The organism is Pantoea deleyi (assembly GCF_022647325.1).
Taxonomy (GTDB): Bacteria; Pseudomonadota; Gammaproteobacteria; order Enterobacterales; family Enterobacteriaceae; genus Pantoea; species Pantoea deleyi.
Genome location: NZ_CP071405.1, coordinates 1,636,604 through 1,653,065, shown reverse-complemented (window position 1 = coordinate 1,653,065; position 16,462 = coordinate 1,636,604). Strand labels below are relative to the sequence as shown.

General features: G+C 55.2%; 12 protein-coding genes. 5 read left to right on the top strand and 7 right to left on the bottom strand.

Annotated elements, in window-relative coordinates; all coding sequences use genetic code 11:
* Window positions 1-94: 94 nt before the first annotated feature.
* From fliZ to J1C59_RS07715, 6 genes are all read right to left on the bottom strand, one after another.
* Window positions 95-598: a flagella biosynthesis regulatory protein FliZ gene (fliZ, locus tag J1C59_RS07740; RefSeq protein WP_128084333.1), complete on the bottom strand. Its 504-nt coding sequence runs from the start codon at window positions 596-598 to the stop codon at window positions 95-97.
* A gap of 49 nt (window positions 599-647) precedes the next feature.
* Window positions 648-1,370, bottom strand: a complete 723-nt coding sequence (locus J1C59_RS07735; protein WP_128084334.1) for an RNA polymerase sigma factor FliA — start codon at window positions 1,368-1,370, stop codon at window positions 648-650.
* A gap of 144 nt (window positions 1,371-1,514) precedes the next feature.
* On the bottom strand, window positions 1,515-2,483 hold the full coding sequence (locus tag J1C59_RS07730) for an HNH endonuclease signature motif containing protein (protein ID WP_128084335.1): 969 nt from the start codon (window positions 2,481-2,483) through the stop codon (window positions 1,515-1,517).
* A 157-nt stretch (window positions 2,484-2,640) separates the two neighbouring features.
* Window positions 2,641-6,042, bottom strand: coding sequence for a glycosyltransferase family 2 protein (locus J1C59_RS07725; protein ID WP_128084336.1), 3,402 nt, complete (start codon window positions 6,040-6,042; stop codon window positions 2,641-2,643).
* Between the two features lie 102 nt (window positions 6,043-6,144).
* A complete protein-coding gene (locus J1C59_RS07720; protein WP_128084337.1) occupies window positions 6,145-9,666 on the bottom strand; it encodes a glycosyltransferase in 3,522 nt (1,173 codons plus the stop codon).
* A 211-nt stretch (window positions 9,667-9,877) separates the two neighbouring features.
* Window positions 9,878-11,083: a FliC/FljB family flagellin gene (locus tag J1C59_RS07715; protein WP_128084338.1), complete on the bottom strand. Its 1,206-nt coding sequence runs from the start codon at window positions 11,081-11,083 to the stop codon at window positions 9,878-9,880.
* Window positions 11,084-11,419: 336 nt separating this feature from the next.
* Here J1C59_RS07715 and fliD point away from each other — a divergent pair, with 336 nt between their 5' ends.
* The 4 genes from fliD (at window position 11,420) to amyA (ending at window position 15,198) form a co-directional block, all read left to right on the top strand.
* Window positions 11,420-12,835 carry a flagellar filament capping protein FliD gene (fliD, locus tag J1C59_RS07710; protein ID WP_128084339.1) on the top strand — a complete coding sequence of 472 codons (1,416 nt, stop codon included), beginning with the start codon at window positions 11,420-11,422 and terminating at the stop codon, window positions 12,833-12,835.
* A gap of 8 nt (window positions 12,836-12,843) precedes the next feature.
* Window positions 12,844-13,251, top strand: a complete 408-nt coding sequence (gene fliS / locus J1C59_RS07705) for a flagellar export chaperone FliS (protein WP_128084340.1) — start codon at window positions 12,844-12,846, stop codon at window positions 13,249-13,251.
* Window positions 13,251-13,616, top strand: a complete 366-nt coding sequence (gene fliT / locus J1C59_RS07700; protein ID WP_128084341.1) for a flagella biosynthesis regulatory protein FliT — start codon at window positions 13,251-13,253, stop codon at window positions 13,614-13,616. The genes fliS and fliT overlap by 1 nt, the downstream gene beginning before the upstream one ends.
* A gap of 100 nt (window positions 13,617-13,716) precedes the next feature.
* Complete coding sequence (gene amyA, locus J1C59_RS07695; protein WP_128084342.1) at window positions 13,717-15,198, top strand: alpha-amylase; 1,482 nt, start codon at window positions 13,717-13,719, stop codon at window positions 15,196-15,198.
* 90 nt (window positions 15,199-15,288) lie between these two features.
* Here amyA and yedD read toward each other — a convergent pair whose 3' ends face one another.
* A complete protein-coding gene (gene yedD, locus J1C59_RS07690; protein ID WP_128084343.1) occupies window positions 15,289-15,759 on the bottom strand; it encodes a lipoprotein YedD in 471 nt (156 codons plus the stop codon).
* Window positions 15,760-16,011: 252 nt separating this feature from the next.
* On the opposite strand from yedD, the gene J1C59_RS07685 reads away from it, so the two are divergent.
* Entirely contained in the window at window positions 16,012-16,335 is a 324-nt protein-coding gene (locus tag J1C59_RS07685; RefSeq protein WP_128084344.1) for a DUF6388 family protein, read from the top strand.
* The last annotated feature ends 127 nt before the right edge of the window (window positions 16,336-16,462 follow it).

Here is a 16,462-nt window from a genome sequence, read left to right as displayed (position 1 = left end):
GGCGGCGCCGTGCTCCCCCTTCCCCGTTACCCGACGCGCGGGCAAAAGGGTACTGTGCCACCGGCACAGGGGGGAGCCATCGGTGCAGATCAGGTCAGCCCTGCTGCCAGCCTAAGAATTGATCGTACTTGCGCAGCGCGATGCGATAGTTGTTATTACCGGCATCGGGCAGATCGCTTTCCAGACACTGATGCCAGCTGTTTCCCTGCAGCCGGTCGGCCGGGAAATTTTTGGCTTTCAGCATCTCATCCAGCCGACGCAGCCGCACCACATATTCGCGAATCGTGCTGGGGCTCATCTCCGTCTGCTCAAACAGATACTGTTTAAACGACATGATGTCGAAGTAATTAGGATGCGTATTGCAAAAAATATCACTACAAAAACGACAAAGCGCGGTCAGCTCGGGCTGAAGTTTCAGCCACAGCTGCTCATCAATCATCTGGTCCATCCGCGCGATGGCCTCTTTATTGATGATCTGGCCACGAAAAACGAGCGCCATTCGATCTAATATCTTGCCACAGTGTGAACAATTGCTCTGGCTGTGTTTGTAGTCTTTAAGATAACGACTTAACGGTCTGGCCTTGGTCTTGGCTCCCATTACTGAGTCCCCGGTTTCTTATAATTTGAATCGCCAGGAACTGATACTGCTAGCGCGCTCCCGTAAGCCGGGCACGCAGGCGTTTGATCGCCTGACTGTGCAGCTGGCTGACCCGGGATTCCCCCACATCAAGCACAGCGCCAATCTCTTTCAGGTTCAGTTCTTCCTGGTAGTACAGTGTCAGCACCATCTTTTCACGATCGGGTAAGGCTTCGATCGCTTCAATGACGCGCTCACGCAGACTCCCTTCCAGTAGCTGGTGAAGTGGATTGGCCTCTTCATGCCCTTCCGTCACCAGTTCCGCGCTGTCGCCGTGCTCTTCCCGATACTCGTCGTAAGAGAAGAGTTGACTATTGTTTGTGTCCAGCAGGATCTGCCGGTACTCCTCCATGGAGACATTCAGCTGCTGTGCCACTTCCTGCTCGGAAGCAGAGCGCCCCAGCGCCTGCTCCACTTTGTGCATTGCTCCGGCCACCTCACGCGCGTTACGACGAACGCTGCGCGGGGCCCAGTCCCGACTGCGAAGCTCGTCGAGCATAGCGCCACGAATGCGCTGCACGGCGTAGGTGGTAAACGCTGTGCCCTGTAGCGCATCGTAGCGCTCCACGGCGTTTAACAGCCCTATTCCTCCGGCCTGCAGCAGGTCGTCAAGTTCAACGCTGGCTGGCAGGCGAACCTGCAGACGCAACGCTTCATGGCGTACCAGCGGCACGTAGCGCTGCCAGAGCGAATGTTTGTCCATCACGCCTTCGGCGGTATAGAAATCGTTCACGTTGACTACCCTGCGTTAATGAAGTTATCGGCATGATTATCCAATTCTGTAGCGTTTTCGATTGGATGAATAGGCGGGGTAAAACGAGGCTATTTCATTTTTGTTGCATCAGAGCGCAGATCCTTCTGCACTCATCAGTCGGGATTAACGACGGGCGCGCAGCCGTTGCCGCGTGGCGGGCGGCACCGCAGCCCACAGGCTGCAGACACGTCCATCCAGCTCCTGATACCAGGGCGCGATATGCTGCTGCGCCTCCTCGCCAGGGTGCACCTGGATCTCGCCCGACTCACCATCAATGCTAATCAATCGGTTAATAAACAGCCGCTGTAAATCGCTGCGCAAAAACAGGCCATTGTCGATGCTGTTGTCGGCCAGCAACCCATCTTCTCCCTCTCGCGTGTCGATGTGACAGGCTTCCACCCAGGGCCAGTTGTGCCGTTCAGTCAGTTCGGTGCCGGTCATGACGCAGGCACCGTAGCGCGCTTTGACACCGGCGCTGAATTCGGCCTGACTGGCGCGCTGCAGCACCCTGGCCTTGACGCGGCGCCCGACCTCCGTTCCCGGCATTACCGCCGCGGGCACTTTGAGGTGCGGTGTGCTCAGCACCACGATGAACTGAATGCGCCGGGACTGCGGGAAACAGGGATTCGCCTGCGGATTAAAGAGCTGCCAGTAAGCCTCGTCATCGTCCTGATGCATCAGCACCAGCTTATAGCCGCGGCTGCTCAGCAGGTTCTGCGCCGTGGCCGATTGCGGATCGATCATCGCAAAAACCTGGCTGGTGCCCATCACCCTCCACAGGTTGTCGCGCTTCTCGTTTTCGCTGCGACGGAAATAGAGAAATGAGAGATGCTGTTTCAGGTAGTGCTCAAAGCGGCGCAGGTAATTTTTTCGCTCGTTGTCGCTGGAGATAAACAGCAGATCCTCCAGCGGGCTGTTGCTCTCTTCACGGGCGAAGACCGCACGAATTTTCAGCGTCCGCAGGCCGGTTGAGGGACTCAGTAAGGCGCGCGCCGTCAGCTCTTTGTCATCAGGGTATTGCAGAGCATAACGCCGGGCGATCTCCTCGAAGGTCAGCTGCTCGCCCGGCAACAGGTCGTAATTGAAGCGCATAGACACTCCATAAAGTGAAAATCAAAATGATGTTGTTCTGTGAAGAGTTATCGGCAGGCCGAGGGGGAACTGTAACGGGAGGGGGAAATGATCGACACAGCATCAGCCAGCGCTGACGCAGAAAAGGATGGCGGCGCAGGCCGCCATCCCTGCGATTTTACGAACCGCCAGCGATCAGCCATGCCGGCAGTTCAGCCTGCGGATAAATCCAGCCTGCGTTGATTTCCTGATAAAGACGTTCACCCAGTGTGCGCAATGAACCTGGATCGCGCAGCATTTTGTTCATCATGAATCGCCACTGCGACGTTTTATTAGTGAGTCGCTGAATATGCCCGATCGCTCTATAGGCATCATGATCGCTGGCAAGAACCGGATAACCGCAGGCGCCCAGCTGGGCAATGACCCGATGCCCTTCCGCCTGGTTCTGCCAGCAGTCGGCGAGTGGAGCGAGAGCCAGACTGAGATTCAGCGCCTGAAACTTCTGCGCAAGCCTTTTCTGCGGGACTTTGCGGTGATACTCGTGAATATAGGGTTTCCATGCGTCAGGACAGGCACCATAGATAATCCAGCAGACCTGCTCACTCATCTCCCGGATCAGCGTGTCGATGTGCCGCCAGTCTTCCTGACGCAGATCCGTCATCACAATGCCGACCCGGGGTTGACTATCCTGCTCCGTACGCTGTTGCCTGGCGATGGCCAGCCCCTGCCACTCTGCATCGAGTCTGTCAGCCTGCAGCATGCTGTTGTGATAATGGCATGACTTCAGTGCGGCGGCGTTTCTGAACAGTAAAAGATCTGCCTTACCGAGGAGGTCGTCACTGCTGCGCAGCTGACTCTTCGGGCGCATTGAGGCGCGGGTTACTTCAATAATCACGCGCGTGTCCGGAAGAAGCTGTTTATTGCTGAGAAGGGATGAATGCCGGTGCGCCATGAGATCGCTCAGCACGAGGGAGGCTGGCTTTATCCGGTAAACTTCACTCAGGGAAACAGAGTGACTGGCCGCGGCGACGCTGTCCGCTCCCGCCTGCGTCACCGATCGGGCATACGCTTTAACCCGGTGCGCCTCTGAGAAATCCGCAGGATCGAATATCAACAGGGCACTAAGCGCCCTGCCTGACCGTGCCGCTATCCGCAAATGACTGTTCTCTCTGACGAAAGCGTTGCCGTTCCAGGAGAGATTGGGATTGTAGCGAGGATCCTGAGCTAAACGCGCAAGCCAGCGCTCCGTAAATGCAGGCGCATCCAGGCTGAGCGCCTTCTCTGACATCAGTTTGTCGCAACAGACCTGTGACATCGGCACGTACAGGTTCACAGACGCTTTATCTGCCGCCCGGAGCAGCAGATCGCTGATCGCCGCATGGACATCCGTAAACTCTTCCCGAAGGCCGCCAGCCTGGTGGAAGGAGGCGGTGCGTATCATGAGACATTCACTACTCAACAGCAGGCATTGCTGCGGGGCTGCCTGTTCTGCTGCAAGCCAGCCTGTTGCGGTGTGCGCTGCATCAGCCGGACCATAACGTCGCCGGTGCCCGTCAATGAGGGCGGAGGAGTAGAGCTGGTTATCATCACCCAGCAGGCGCGGTGCACAGGCGAGGATATCCGGGCGGCCACAATGATTCAGCAGAGCCTGAAGCCACGTTTTGTTATTAAAATAGGTCCCGCAGGAAAGGTGGAGTGCAAATGTGCCGCGAGCGACCGACAGCGCATAATTCAGCGCACTGACGGCGCTGATTTTCTCGTCCACCAGAAACACTCTGAAGAGATCGCTGTTCACATCCGACAGTGAGGAGAGCCATTCTCTGACGCGCTGATCGGCTGAGACGTTATCGATAAAGATGATCTCATAATCCACTGCACTGACGCTGTCGACAAAGGTTGACAGCAGTCGCTTAACGCGATCAATTTCATCTTCGACGACAATAATGACCGTTAATTTATCGCTTTTTCGGACAGGGTAATCGATGGAGAAAAGCGCGTCGCCGGAGCGGCTTACCGAAGCCCCCTCATATCCCCGGATAGCCAGGTGTTCAGCCAGTAAAGAGGCGGTCAGACTCTCCTGATCGTCCGTAGCCACCACGTCAAGCAGCGGTAGCGGGATATGCTGGATATCCTGTGTCAGGCCAGCGCTGGCAAGCGCTAATAAAAACGCGGTCTCAACGGCATGGACCGGAACATCCCGTGACCGGACAATCTCCAGACATAATTCCCGCCGGAAAAAACTCCCTCGGGCAAAGCGTTCCGGCATCGCCAGAAAAGAGTCCGGATCGAAATCGGGCAGAAACAGCGACGTCAGCTCGCCCTGCGGGTTCCGCAACAGTCTGTCGGTGTAAAAAGCCAGTGACCGATCAAGTTTCTCCTTGAAATGCGTGAGGCCGGAAAAAATATCCGGACACACTCTGTCGCCCGCGCGCAGGAACAGCACCCACTCATGCTGATCCTCCGCCAGCAGGCGGGCTAACCAGTGGCTGAAACGCTGCGCTTGCGGCGGCTGATCGCCTGTCTCAGGCTCAGAATAACTCTCCACCTTCAGATTCAGCCGGCTGAGCGATAATCGCGTACTGGCTGCAGCCGGTGAAGAGTCCTCCCCCAGCATCACCACTCTGACGGATAAACCGGGTGTCGCTGCCGAAAGAGATGGGTGACACAGCGGGTATGAGGCCAGCCAGGCTTCGGCAGGCATACAGGTCTCGTCACATTTGCTCTGCGCCGCCTTTTGCGTGACCGCAAAAAAGTGCATCAGTTGCCGGGAGAAGTTCGCTTCAAACTGATTCATATGCTCGCGGACTTTATAAAGCCCGGCACGCGTCCGTGCCAGTTCCGCCTCATCGTCGCTGAAACAGACGCCTGCGCCGCCCATGTCGCGAATCGATGCGTCAGAAATCGCGAGTTTCTCGTAGCCTTTAGCCACCATCGAAACGACCGGCGTGCCGCAGAGTGCAGCGAGGTTGCAGGTCCCGGACCACTCAAAGGTATACATCACCTGTGCCGATTTTAACATCCCGGCCAGTTCAGCGAGCGGACGCGGCTTTTTAACCGAGATAACGATGATGTCTTCAGGCAGGCGAGTAAAATCGACGTGCTCTTCAGGCACTCTGTTGAGATAAAGCAGCCGGGTCGTTTTGACTCTGCCATCGTCCGAAAACATCTCCAGATCCGGCCCGACCATCGTTAAAAAATCGACCTCGGGTTCTTTTATGATCAGCTGCGAGCTGTACCAGAAAAAGAGATCTTCCTCTGTTTCATCCAGACGATTCCCGTTAAGCAGGGCTTCATGGTTCAACATGTAGCGCACGCAGACGTCAGCATTGAGCAGATTGCCGGAGTAGATTTCAGGGTAAACTGCAATCGGAATCAGTCCTGCGGCTTTATGCTGGTCATAGGTTTTCGCATCCAGCCGGGGGGTGTTCCAGGCCGGATTGACATGTGTGCAGTCGACCATCCATGCCCTGCCCCCATGCAGGTTTATCTGATGGCAGAGCTTGTGCAACGCCTGAATCCCGCCGGAGGATTCCCGGTAATCGGGCGACATAATATAATAAGGATGCTTCAGGTCAGACATCACCACTCCTGCCGCGGCGTTAATAGCGCGACTGAAAACTGCGTCTAGGTTGTTTCAGGCTCTCTGGCGTCAAAACAGAGAGCCCCGGACGTTCCGGGTCAATCAGGGCTGCCAGGCTTTTGCCCATTCACGCAGGCTCTCGCCGGTCAGCATCCAGTTGCGTCGTATGCTGGCCTGTAATTCCAGCCCCATTTTTGCACTGGCTTCCGGGTCGGCAAGGTGCATCCGGATAGCGTCGCGCCACTCGATAAAGCGGTTATTCACGCGCGTGACCGGCAGATCATCCTGCCGGTAACAGGCCACATTACTGCAAATCACGGGCACGCCGCACGCACCATACTCCAGCAGTCGCAGATTACTTTTGCAGGCGTTAAAGCTGTTGTCTTCAACCGGAGCCAGCGCCAGATCAAGATTCAGCGATGCGAGCGCGGCAGGATAGAGGCTCAGGTCCACGCCACTGTGTATCTCCTGCACGTAAGGCCGGAGTTTATCCGGACACATGCCCATAAAGACCCATTCCACCTGATTCGAAAATTCGCGAACGATGTCGAAAATCATTTCAAGGTCGCCACGATGGCTCACCCCGCCTGCCCAGCCTATCCGGGGCTTCTGTCCCTGGTTACGCAGGGAGTGGAGCGCCCCCCAGGCCTCAACAGGAAGCCGGTTTTTAATCACCACAATGTCCGGATGCATACTGCTCATCGCGTCGGCCAGCGGCCCGGTAGAAACCACAAAACGATCAAAATAGCTCAGGCTCTTACGGATTAACTTTGCCGTTTCCTGCTTATAAGCCTGCCGGCCATAGTGCTTCATGGGCAGGTTGATGATGTAGTCGTCCAGCTCGAACACTTTGAATACGTTGTGAAGCTTACTGACGCGTTCCATCCAGTTATGGAAAGCCGGTGAATAGCGACGCTGAATGATCAGACTGTCTGGCTGGAATTGCCCCATTTCACTTAACGTCAGCAGTGTCATGCCGCTTTTACCCTGCGCCACCCCTTCCGCGACCATCGCCTGAAGGGGCTGGGTAATGCGGTAGTGGCCGCAGCCATAAATATCGGCGTTATGAGCCAGGAATGTCGGCAGATTTTCAGCTCTGACCGGCAGCCAGTTAACTTCATCATTTCTTAATTCAAAGTGACGGCTTCTCAGCGAGAGATTGGCGTTATAGGCCGGATCCCGGGCGATAACCGGCATCCATCTGGAATAGAGCCTGTCCTCTTCCAGTTGCTTCAGCTTACTGGACGCCTGCGCGGTTTCATCCGGGAAGGGGCTGGTGCGCGCGGCAGGCCGGTGCAGTCGGGCATAGGGTGTCCAGACCGTCAGATAACCATGCTCACGCGCTTTCAGGCAAAGGTCCACATCAGCATATAACCGCTGCTCCCGATCAAATCCGCCCAGCGCCTCGAATACCGCTTTACGCATCAGCACCAGATCGCCGGATACGGCGCTGTAGTTCTGATCGACATTCATCCGCCCCAGGTAATTCGCGTCCTGATCGTCATTGCCACGGAAGACTTCTCCGACGGCGCCATTGACGCCCAGGATATATCCTGCATGCCGGATTTTGTTCTCAGACGAGAGGTGCTTCGCGCCAACGGCAAAGACCTCAGGCCGCAGCCCATGATTAAGCAGGTTATCAAGCCACTCACCGTCCGTGATGGCCATTTCGCAATGCATGAAAACGAGATATTCACCAATGGCCTGTTCAGCGGCCAGATTCGCCATCGCCCCGTGACTGAACGCGCCGTCGTAGCTCACTGTTTTGATACGTGCGGGATCCACGCTGGCGATATCCGATAACCATTTATCCCGCTCTGGTGTGCGCTGGTTGTCGCAGACAAGGATCAATTCGTAATGGTGCCAGGTGGTTTTTTCCAGCAGCGTGGTGACGCAGCTGATCAGCGAGGCGAGATGCCAGTTAGCCAGAATGACGATTGACACCACCGGCTTGTCGGGATGGTTATAGCGCAACCGGTAATTGAAAAATTTATCCAGTGCCGCTCTCCCCTCGGGATAGCCGCGGTTATGCAAATGGCGCTCAATGATCGCCACATCTTCAAGGATATCTCTGCTTTTCAGATAGCCGGTTAACAACGGCTCTGCCAGATGAGCGATCCCCTCAAATCCCTGCGATTCGATGAGCTTAACGATGAGATCAAATTCAGCGGATGAAGGATAGCTGGCATCCAGACCGTCTGCCGCCAGAAGTAACTCCCGGCGGAATAGCCAGTGCTGCGCCATGGTTTTGGGCGAACTCAGCAGTAAATCGAGATTAAAATCTGGCCGGAAGGCTGCCCCTATCGGCGCATTATCAATATAGAAAAACTCATCCGCGTAGATTGCTAACCAGCCGTTCTGAACGAGCAGCATCGAACTTAAGGCGATCAAACCGGACGCATGCAGGGTGCAGCTGGCATCCATAAACAGGATCCAGTTATCCTGCCGCGTCTGGATGAGCTGATTGATGACATCGATCCGGTTTTGCTCTGTGGCGGAGTGGCATTCAGTCCGCGTGTCAAGAGAGACCCCTATCGTAATCAGGACCGGCTCAAACCGCAGGCCAGCTATCGCGATCTGGCTGATGAAGGTGAGTAGTGGCTCAAGATTCGCAACCGTTTCTTCGGTGACGGTAATGAAGAAGGCTACGCTGACGGGCTGTGTGTTTGCCGCGGCGATATCCTCTAACATGTTTTGCTGCAGAGGATTCAGGGTGCGCGAATGTCGCCACGACGCCAGGATATCTAAGGTGAAATTCTTCTGCTGTTCTTCAGAGAGATTTTTAATGATGAAGGTGTCAGGCTGATCGAGGTGAGCCACCCGAGCCAGATGTAATGCAGGTTCAGCCTCACCGGACCCGCTCGCCTGACGAATCTTTTCGTATAACACGTCACGCCCGATCCTGAAAATTTCATCACTTTCACACTGATGAGGCTGACGCTCGACGTCTGAAGCGCGCACGCTGCACAGGGGCGCAGCAAACCAGAGAAGATGAGTATGACTGAGCAGGCGGTGAAAGATAACCAGCGCCGGAATCGCCTGCAAGGCGGAATCACCGGTGGTGAGTAACGACTCGTCAATCAGGCTCTGAGCCAGATCGTCGCGGTAAAACAGCGCGGCGGTCAGCTCTCCCGGCAGGCTGAACGCTTTCTGCGTCTGATTACGCAGCAGATCCTGACCATGAATAATGCTGTTTTCGCTGGTCAGCGGAGCGGTCGAGATAAGTGCGGGCAGTAACTCCCCCTGTGGACCGACGCGTTCACGGCTGGAGATCGCCACGCGACACTGAGGAAAAGCACTCAGACCGGAGACCAGGGTAGAGACGCAGGCGGGTTTCAGCAGATCGGCATCTGACAGGAACTTAATATAGGTGCCCTTCGCCACGCTCACGGCAGCCTCATAAACCGGCACCGCCTGCTCATCGACCTTTAAATAATGAAGGCGATGACCGTGCTGTGGAAGGTAATCCTGCAGTTTTTTATGAATAAACTGGCTGTCGCTGGTATCCGCTACAATGATTTCAATGTGCGGGTAATCCTGTTTCAGCGCGCTATCGAGCGCCTGGCTAAACCAGATGGATGCGCGTGCGGTTATGATGATGCTGACAAGCTCGTGTTGATGCATTTTACTCTCTCTCGCTGACTCCTCTTAGTCCTGACAGACTGAGAGCAGCACACATTTTGCTTCAGCATAAACGCTGGGTGTGTGTTCAATCGGAGAAGTAAAACAGCAAACAGGGCCTAATCTGGCAGAACGGCTGCGGACGCATTTTGTTCAGACATAAAAAAACCCCGCCGAAGCGGGGTTTTTTCGCGTTGATTCCCGAAGGAGTCGATTAGCCCTGCAGCAGAGACAGAACCTGCTGTGGAACCTGGTTAGCTTTTGCCAACACAGAGTTACCAGCCTGCTGTACGATCTGCGCTTTAGACATGTTTGAAACTTCAGTTGCGTAGTCAGCATCCTGGATACGAGACTGTGCAGCTGACAGGTTAGTCGTGGTGTTGCTCAGGTTAGTCACGGCTGAGTTCAGACGGTTCTGAATCGCACCCAGTGAAGAACGGAACTTATCCACGCTTGCAATCGCTTCGTCCAGTTTAGCCAGTGGGCTTGATGAAGCACCAGTAGTCAGGCTAGACAGGCTCATGTTAGAGGTGTCCAGTTTGAACGCTGCGGTACCGGCAGTGGTCGCAGTATCTGCTGACTGTGGATCTACAGCAACGAAGAAGGTTTTAGCATTTGCAGCGCCGCTGGCGATGTCGAAGCCGTTCGCTTTCAGGTTGTTAGTTTCAGCATCGCTGCCTGAAGTAACGGTGACTTTAGCAAACATTTTGCCATTGTCATCTTTGTAGACGCTACCGGAGTCAACAGCAACACCAGAGGCAGCCACACCCAGACGGGTAGACAGTGCATCAGCAGTTGATTCAGCAACAGTTGCACCGGTTACGTTGGTAGTAGAACCGTATGCTGCTTTGAATTCAGTTGCGCCAGCTGCAGTCGGGGTACCCGCCGGGCCGTTGACGTTGAAGCTGTCCAGACCCAGGGTCTTGGAGTCGATTTTCTTCAGGTCGATAGTGATGGTTTCGCCATCGTTAGCGCCAACCTGGATGTTCATTTTGCCGTCTTTAGCCAGCACGTTCACGCCGTTGAACTGAGTCTGACCTGATACGCGGTCAATCTCGTCCAGACGTGATTTGATTTCGTCCTGGATTGAAGATTTGTCAGATTCTGAGTTAGTACCGCTTGACGCCTGTACAGTCAGCTCACGAATACGCTGTAAGTTGTTGTTGATTTCTGACAGTGCGCCTTCAGTGGTCTGCGCAGCAGAGATACCGTCGTTGGCGTTACGGGCAGCCTGAGTCAGACCCTTGATGTTAGAGGTGAAACGGTTGGCAATCGCCTGACCCGCAGCGTCATCTTTCGCGCTGTTGATACGTAAGCCAGAAGACAGACGCTCCATAGAGGTAGACAGAGCTGACTGGTTCTTGTTGATGTTGTTCTGAGTGATCAGCGAGAGGCTGTTGGTATTAATGACTTGGGCCATGATAAATTTTCCTGTTAATCAAGTCTTTCGGTTAAGGTGTGGGCTTCAACCCGCCGGCTTCAGCGCCGTCAAAGTTGTTATCGTCTGCCGTCAAACAACCTTTAGAATTTTTTTAGTACCAGGCGAACTTTTCTGCTTCTGCCTGTCACGTTGTAAGTTATCGCCACCGGTTCCCACTTCTTTAGACTTAATTCATTAATTTTCTAGCCGCTGAATTGCCCTTCTCTATAGTGCTTATTTATCCCATTACCCTAAGGCAAATAACCTTAAACTTTCCTTAATCAAGGCCGATAACCCCGGTATCAATTTCCCTGTCGACCTTATAAAGGAATAAACATGGCTAGTATTAGTAATCTCGGGGTCGGTTCCGGCCTGCCGCTCAGTACGATGCTGGACAGTCTGCAAACCGCGGAAAAAGCGGCGCTGAAACCTATCTCAACACAGCAGTCGGCTTACACCGCCAAGCTCAGTGCTTACTCCACGCTGAAAAGCGCACTGACTACCTTTCAGACCGCCAACAGCAAGCTGAACAGTGCCGATCTGTTTACCGCCACCACCGCGACCAGCAGCTCAAGCGCGTTCAGCGCCACGACCTCTGGCAGCACCGTAGCGGGTAAATATTCGATTAACGTGACGCAGCTGGCGCAGGCGCAGGTGCTGACCTCGGCAGTGCAGAGCAGCAACACCGCTGCACTGGGCGACAGCTCCGTGAGCAGCCGCAGCATCGCTATCACCCTGAAAGATGGCACCAGCAAAAGCGTCACGCTGAGTAACGACCAGACGTCGCTGACCGGCATGCGCGATGCGATCAACGGTGCTAACGCTGGCGTGACCGCCACGATTATCAAGGTCTCGGATGGCAGCTTCCGTCTCTCCATGAGTGCCAACAAGACCGGCAGCGACAATGCAGTAGCAAGCATCGCCGTCACTGGCGACAGCACCCTGCAGGGGATTGTCGGCTTTGACGCCAGCGCCAGCAGCAATCCGATGACGCAGAGCGTCGCGGCGCAGAACGCCAAACTGACCGTGAATAACATCGCCATCGAGAACAGCAGCAACCAGATCAGCGATGCGCTGGAAGGCATTACGCTGAACCTGACTGCGCAGACGGTGGGCGATCAGACACTGACGATCACCAAAGACACCTCAAAAGCGTCCAGCGCGATCAGCACCTGGGTCGACGCCTACAACACCCTGCTGGATCAGTTTAATACGCTGACCAAGTACACCAAGGTCGACACCAACACCGATTCGCAGGACAGCAGTAACGGTGCGCTGCTCGGTGACAGCACGCTCCGCACCATTCAGACCCAGCTGAAAAGCCTGCTGACCAATGCGCAGAGCTCGTCTGAATATAAATCACTGGGCCAGATTGGCGTGACCACCGATCCGACGACCGGCTCACTGAAACTGGATTCAACCAAGCTCAGTGCCGCCCTGGATAAAGATGCGGCGGGCGTGAAAGAGATGATTGTGGGTGACGGCAAAACCGGCATCACCGCAAAAATGGACACCAAACTGACCGAATGGCTCTCATCAAAAGGGATCGTTCAGTCTGCCACCGATGGTGTCAGTAAAACCCTGAATAACTTAACGGCGCTTTATAACACCACCAGCGATCGCATCGATGCGGATATCGCCCGTTATAAGACGCAGTTTACCCAGCTGGATATGGCAATCAGTAAGCTTAACTCGACCAGCACCTATCTGACGCAGCAGTTCGATACGTCAAGTTCCTCTAACAAATCATAGGAGTGACCATGTACACCGCTACAGGCACCCAGGCCTATGCAAAAATTGGCGTCGAAAGCGCCGTCATGAGCGCCAGCCAGCAGCAGCTGGTTGTCATGCTGTTCGACGGCGCGCTGAGCGCGTTAATCCGCGCACGCCTGTTTATGCAGGATGGCAATATTGAAGGCAAAGGCAAATCTCTTTCCAAAGCCATCAATATCATCGAAGCGGGCCTGAAAGAGGGTCTGGCTGAAAGCCGTGGGGATGAACTGGCAGATAACCTGCTGGATCTTTACAACTACATGACGCGTCGCCTGTTGCAGGCCAACCTGCACAATGATGTTGCTGCGGTTGAGGAGGTCGAAGGCCTTCTCCGCAACATCGCAGACGCGTGGAAAGAAGTGGTTCAACCTAACTCTGTTCAGGACGCCGTTTAATGACAACTGCACCGCATCTGCTTGCCGCTTACCAACAGTTACTCGATCTTAGCCAGGGGATGCTGCGTCATGCGGCACAGGGCGAATGGGATGAATTAATCAACAGGGAGACGGAATATGTCAGCGCGGTGCAGAATTTAGCGCACTCGACAGAGACGGTTTCGCCCTCCCCGCAGGCCCAGGAGCAGTTACGCCCCGTGCTGCGCCGCATTCTGGATAATGAAAGCGAAGTGAAACGCCTGCTGCAGGCGCGGATGGACGAGCTGGCCTCGTTAGTAAGTCAGAACAGCCGCCAGAAATCGGTCCTCTCGGCCTATGGTAAGCAAGGCGGCGTCGTCATGGTGCCGCGCGAAACCCTCTCCTGATACCCTGCTTTTCACGCCGCCAGATTTATTTTTCTGCGCGGCGTCTCTTTTCTGCCGCTTACTCCATACTTAATTTTCATCATCCCCTGGAGTGTGGTAAATGCAAAACCCGACGTTATTACAGTTTTTCCATTGGTATTACCCGGATGGCAGCAAACTGTGGCCTGAAGTCGCCGAACGTGCAGCCTGGCTCAGTGAAATTGGCATTACGATGGCGTGGCTCCCTCCGAGCTATAAAGGGGATTCAGGAGGCTATTCTGTCGGTTACGACACCTATGACCTTTTTGACCTGGGTGAATTCGATCAGAAAGGCGGCGTTGCCACCAAATATGGTGATAAACAGCAGTTACTGGCGGCAACAGAGGCGCTGCGCAGCCATAACGTTGGGGTGCTGCTGGACGTGGTGCTGAACCACAAAATGGGCGCCGATGAGAAAGAGGCGATCAGCGTCAACCGCGTCAATCCGGACAACCGTGATGAAATCTATGACGAGGTCGTAGAGTGTGAGGCCTGGACCAAATTCACCTTTCCGGCGCGTGAAGGAAAGTATTCGAAATTCGTCTGGGATCACAAATGCTTCAGCGGCGTAGACCACATCGAAAATCCGGACGAAAACGGCGTCTTCAAAGTCATCAACGACTACACTGCCGAAGGCTGGAACGATCAGGTCGATAACGAGCTGGGCAACTTCGACTATCTGATGGGTGCCAATATCGATTTCCGGAATAACGCGGTCCGGGAAGAGCTGAAATACTGGGCGCGCTGGGTGATGGAACAGGTGCCCTGCACCGGCTTCCGCCTGGATGCAGTCAAACATATTCCCGCCTGGTTCTATAAAGAGTGGATCGACCATATCCAGGAAGCCGCTCAGGAGCCGATGTTTATCGTGGCGGAATACTGGTCGTTTGAAACCGAAAAACTGCAGGAGTATGTGCATCAGGTGGAGGGCAAAACCATGCTGTTTGATGCTCCCCTGCACATGAACTTCCATCAGGCCTCTACGGCCGGCAGCGCCTACGACATGAGCCAGATCTTCGCGAACTCCCTGGTCGTGGCCGATCCGTGGCACGCGGTGACCATCGTAGCCAACCACGATACGCAGCCGCTGCAGTCACTGGAAGCGCCGGTGGAGGCCTGGTTTAAACCGCTGGCCTATGCGCTGATTCTGCTGCGCGAACAGGGCGTGCCGACCATCTTCTATCCGGATCTGTTCGGAGCGACCTATGAAGATGAAGGCGGCGACGGCGAGAAGCACAAAATCGAAATGCCGGTGATCCCGGAGCTGGAAGGGTTAATCCGCGCCCGTCAGCAGTATGGCTGGGGTGTCCAGACCGACTATTTTGATCATCCGAACTGCGTGGCGTTCAGCCGCAGCGGCACCGAAACGCAGCCGGGCTGTGTGGTCATCATGTCGAACGGCGATGCGGGCGAGAAGAGTGTGCCAATGGGCGAAGGCTTTGCCGGCAAGGTCTGGCGCGATCATCTGGGTAACCGGGAAGAGACCATTACCGCCGACGAGCACGGCACTGCGGTCTTTGCCTGCAACGGAGGCAGCGTCAGCGTCTGGGTGTTAGCAGAATAACTTAAGCCGTGAAAACAGCACCGCCCCGGCGGGCAGAGGCGTAAAGGACGCCATCTGTCCGTCGGGGCGATGCATTTCAGGCGGGTGGGCTTAACCGGCGTTGTGTTCGGTGATCGCCGTCCGCAGCAGCTGCGGCTCGATGTTCTGGATCACCGCCGCTTTGGGCTGTTTCGCTACTTCCTTCATCGCCTGCTGACACTCAACGGTTGGACGCGCCACTTTACGCAGGGTCAGCCCGTCATACTTCAGCTCGCCGTTATCCACGTTTAGCGGCATTACCCGCACCTGACGCGTGACGTTGACATAATCCCCGTTCAGTCGGGTCAGTTTACCCGGCTTCGCAATCACCCGCTGCCACTGACGACAATCCAGCGTGGTGCCCTCCGCAGTTATCAGCAAACTGCCGATAGCCTGGTCGCTGATGAGGTTGCTCTGCGGACCGACGGTCTGCCAGTTCCCCTGCAGTTCCGCTGGCGCTGGCGTCTGCACCGCATTTTCATAATCGTTAATCTGCGCACAGCCACCCAATGCCAGCACAGCAATCAGCATCCACTTTTTCATGTTTAATCCCTAAGATCGCGTCAATGGCGGCTACGTTATAATTTTTCCACCGCGTTGCGCAAGGTATCTGGTGTCTGGTATCAGACGAAGGGGCAATAAAAACCGCATTTCCCCGGCAGCGCACACCGGATGCCCGCGACGGCCAGCAGCCTCTGGCGGCAGAAGTAAACCAACACCGGGCCTGTCGCGCCTGACAAGCGAAACACCATCCGCTACACTGACGCGCTGCACCACTTTTTCAGGAATATGAGTATGAAAACGCCAGAAGCCTACTATGCCCAGGCGCGCGAGATGTTCTTTACCGCGCATCCCGACTTTCAGGCTGCGCTTGATGAATTAACAGAGCGCGATGCGCGTGCGGCCAATCTGTCGCTGCGCGAGCTGCGTGCATGGCATGCAGAGCGCATCTATGCCGCTTTTTTACGGCAGAAGAATCTGGATGGGATGATCTTCTCTATTCAGCTCGCCGAGCCGGATAAAGCGGTGGCGGCGGAAGCGATCGAGACCTACCTCAAATCTCACGCGGAATCGCTGGGGATGAGCTGGGAAGAGTTCTGCATTAAAAACGAACTCTGATCGGCGCTGTACCGGAAAGCCAGGTGATGGCTTTCGGGCCGTCGCACCACGACCATCATGCGGGTGCGACGGGCCTCCTGAACGGATTTTGCAGGCAAACTCTGGTTTTCACTGGCCCTGAAACAAC

What these genes read in the sequence shown, in the direction of transcription:
- fliS (WP_128084340.1), top strand. Translation starts at nt 12,844, where the DNA reads ATGTACACCGCTACAGGCACCCAGGCCTATGCAAAAATTGGCGTCGAA.
- J1C59_RS07730 (WP_128084335.1), bottom strand. Translation starts at nt 2,483, where the DNA reads ATGCGCTTCAATTACGACCTGTTGCCGGGCGAGCAGCTGACCTTCGAG.
- fliD (WP_128084339.1), top strand. Translation starts at nt 11,420, where the DNA reads ATGGCTAGTATTAGTAATCTCGGGGTCGGTTCCGGCCTGCCGCTCAGT.
- fliZ (WP_128084333.1), bottom strand. Translation starts at nt 598, where the DNA reads ATGGGAGCCAAGACCAAGGCCAGACCGTTAAGTCGTTATCTTAAAGAC.
- fliT (WP_128084341.1), top strand. Translation starts at nt 13,251, where the DNA reads ATGACAACTGCACCGCATCTGCTTGCCGCTTACCAACAGTTACTCGAT.
- J1C59_RS07725 (WP_128084336.1), bottom strand. Translation starts at nt 6,042, where the DNA reads ATGTCTGACCTGAAGCATCCTTATTATATTATGTCGCCCGATTACCGG.
- J1C59_RS07685 (WP_128084344.1), top strand. Translation starts at nt 16,012, where the DNA reads ATGAAAACGCCAGAAGCCTACTATGCCCAGGCGCGCGAGATGTTCTTT.
- yedD (WP_128084343.1), bottom strand. Translation starts at nt 15,759, where the DNA reads ATGAAAAAGTGGATGCTGATTGCTGTGCTGGCATTGGGTGGCTGTGCG.
- J1C59_RS07720 (WP_128084337.1), bottom strand. Translation starts at nt 9,666, where the DNA reads ATGCATCAACACGAGCTTGTCAGCATCATCATAACCGCACGCGCATCC.
- amyA (WP_128084342.1), top strand. Translation starts at nt 13,717, where the DNA reads ATGCAAAACCCGACGTTATTACAGTTTTTCCATTGGTATTACCCGGAT.
- J1C59_RS07715 (WP_128084338.1), bottom strand. Translation starts at nt 11,083, where the DNA reads ATGGCCCAAGTCATTAATACCAACAGCCTCTCGCTGATCACTCAGAAC.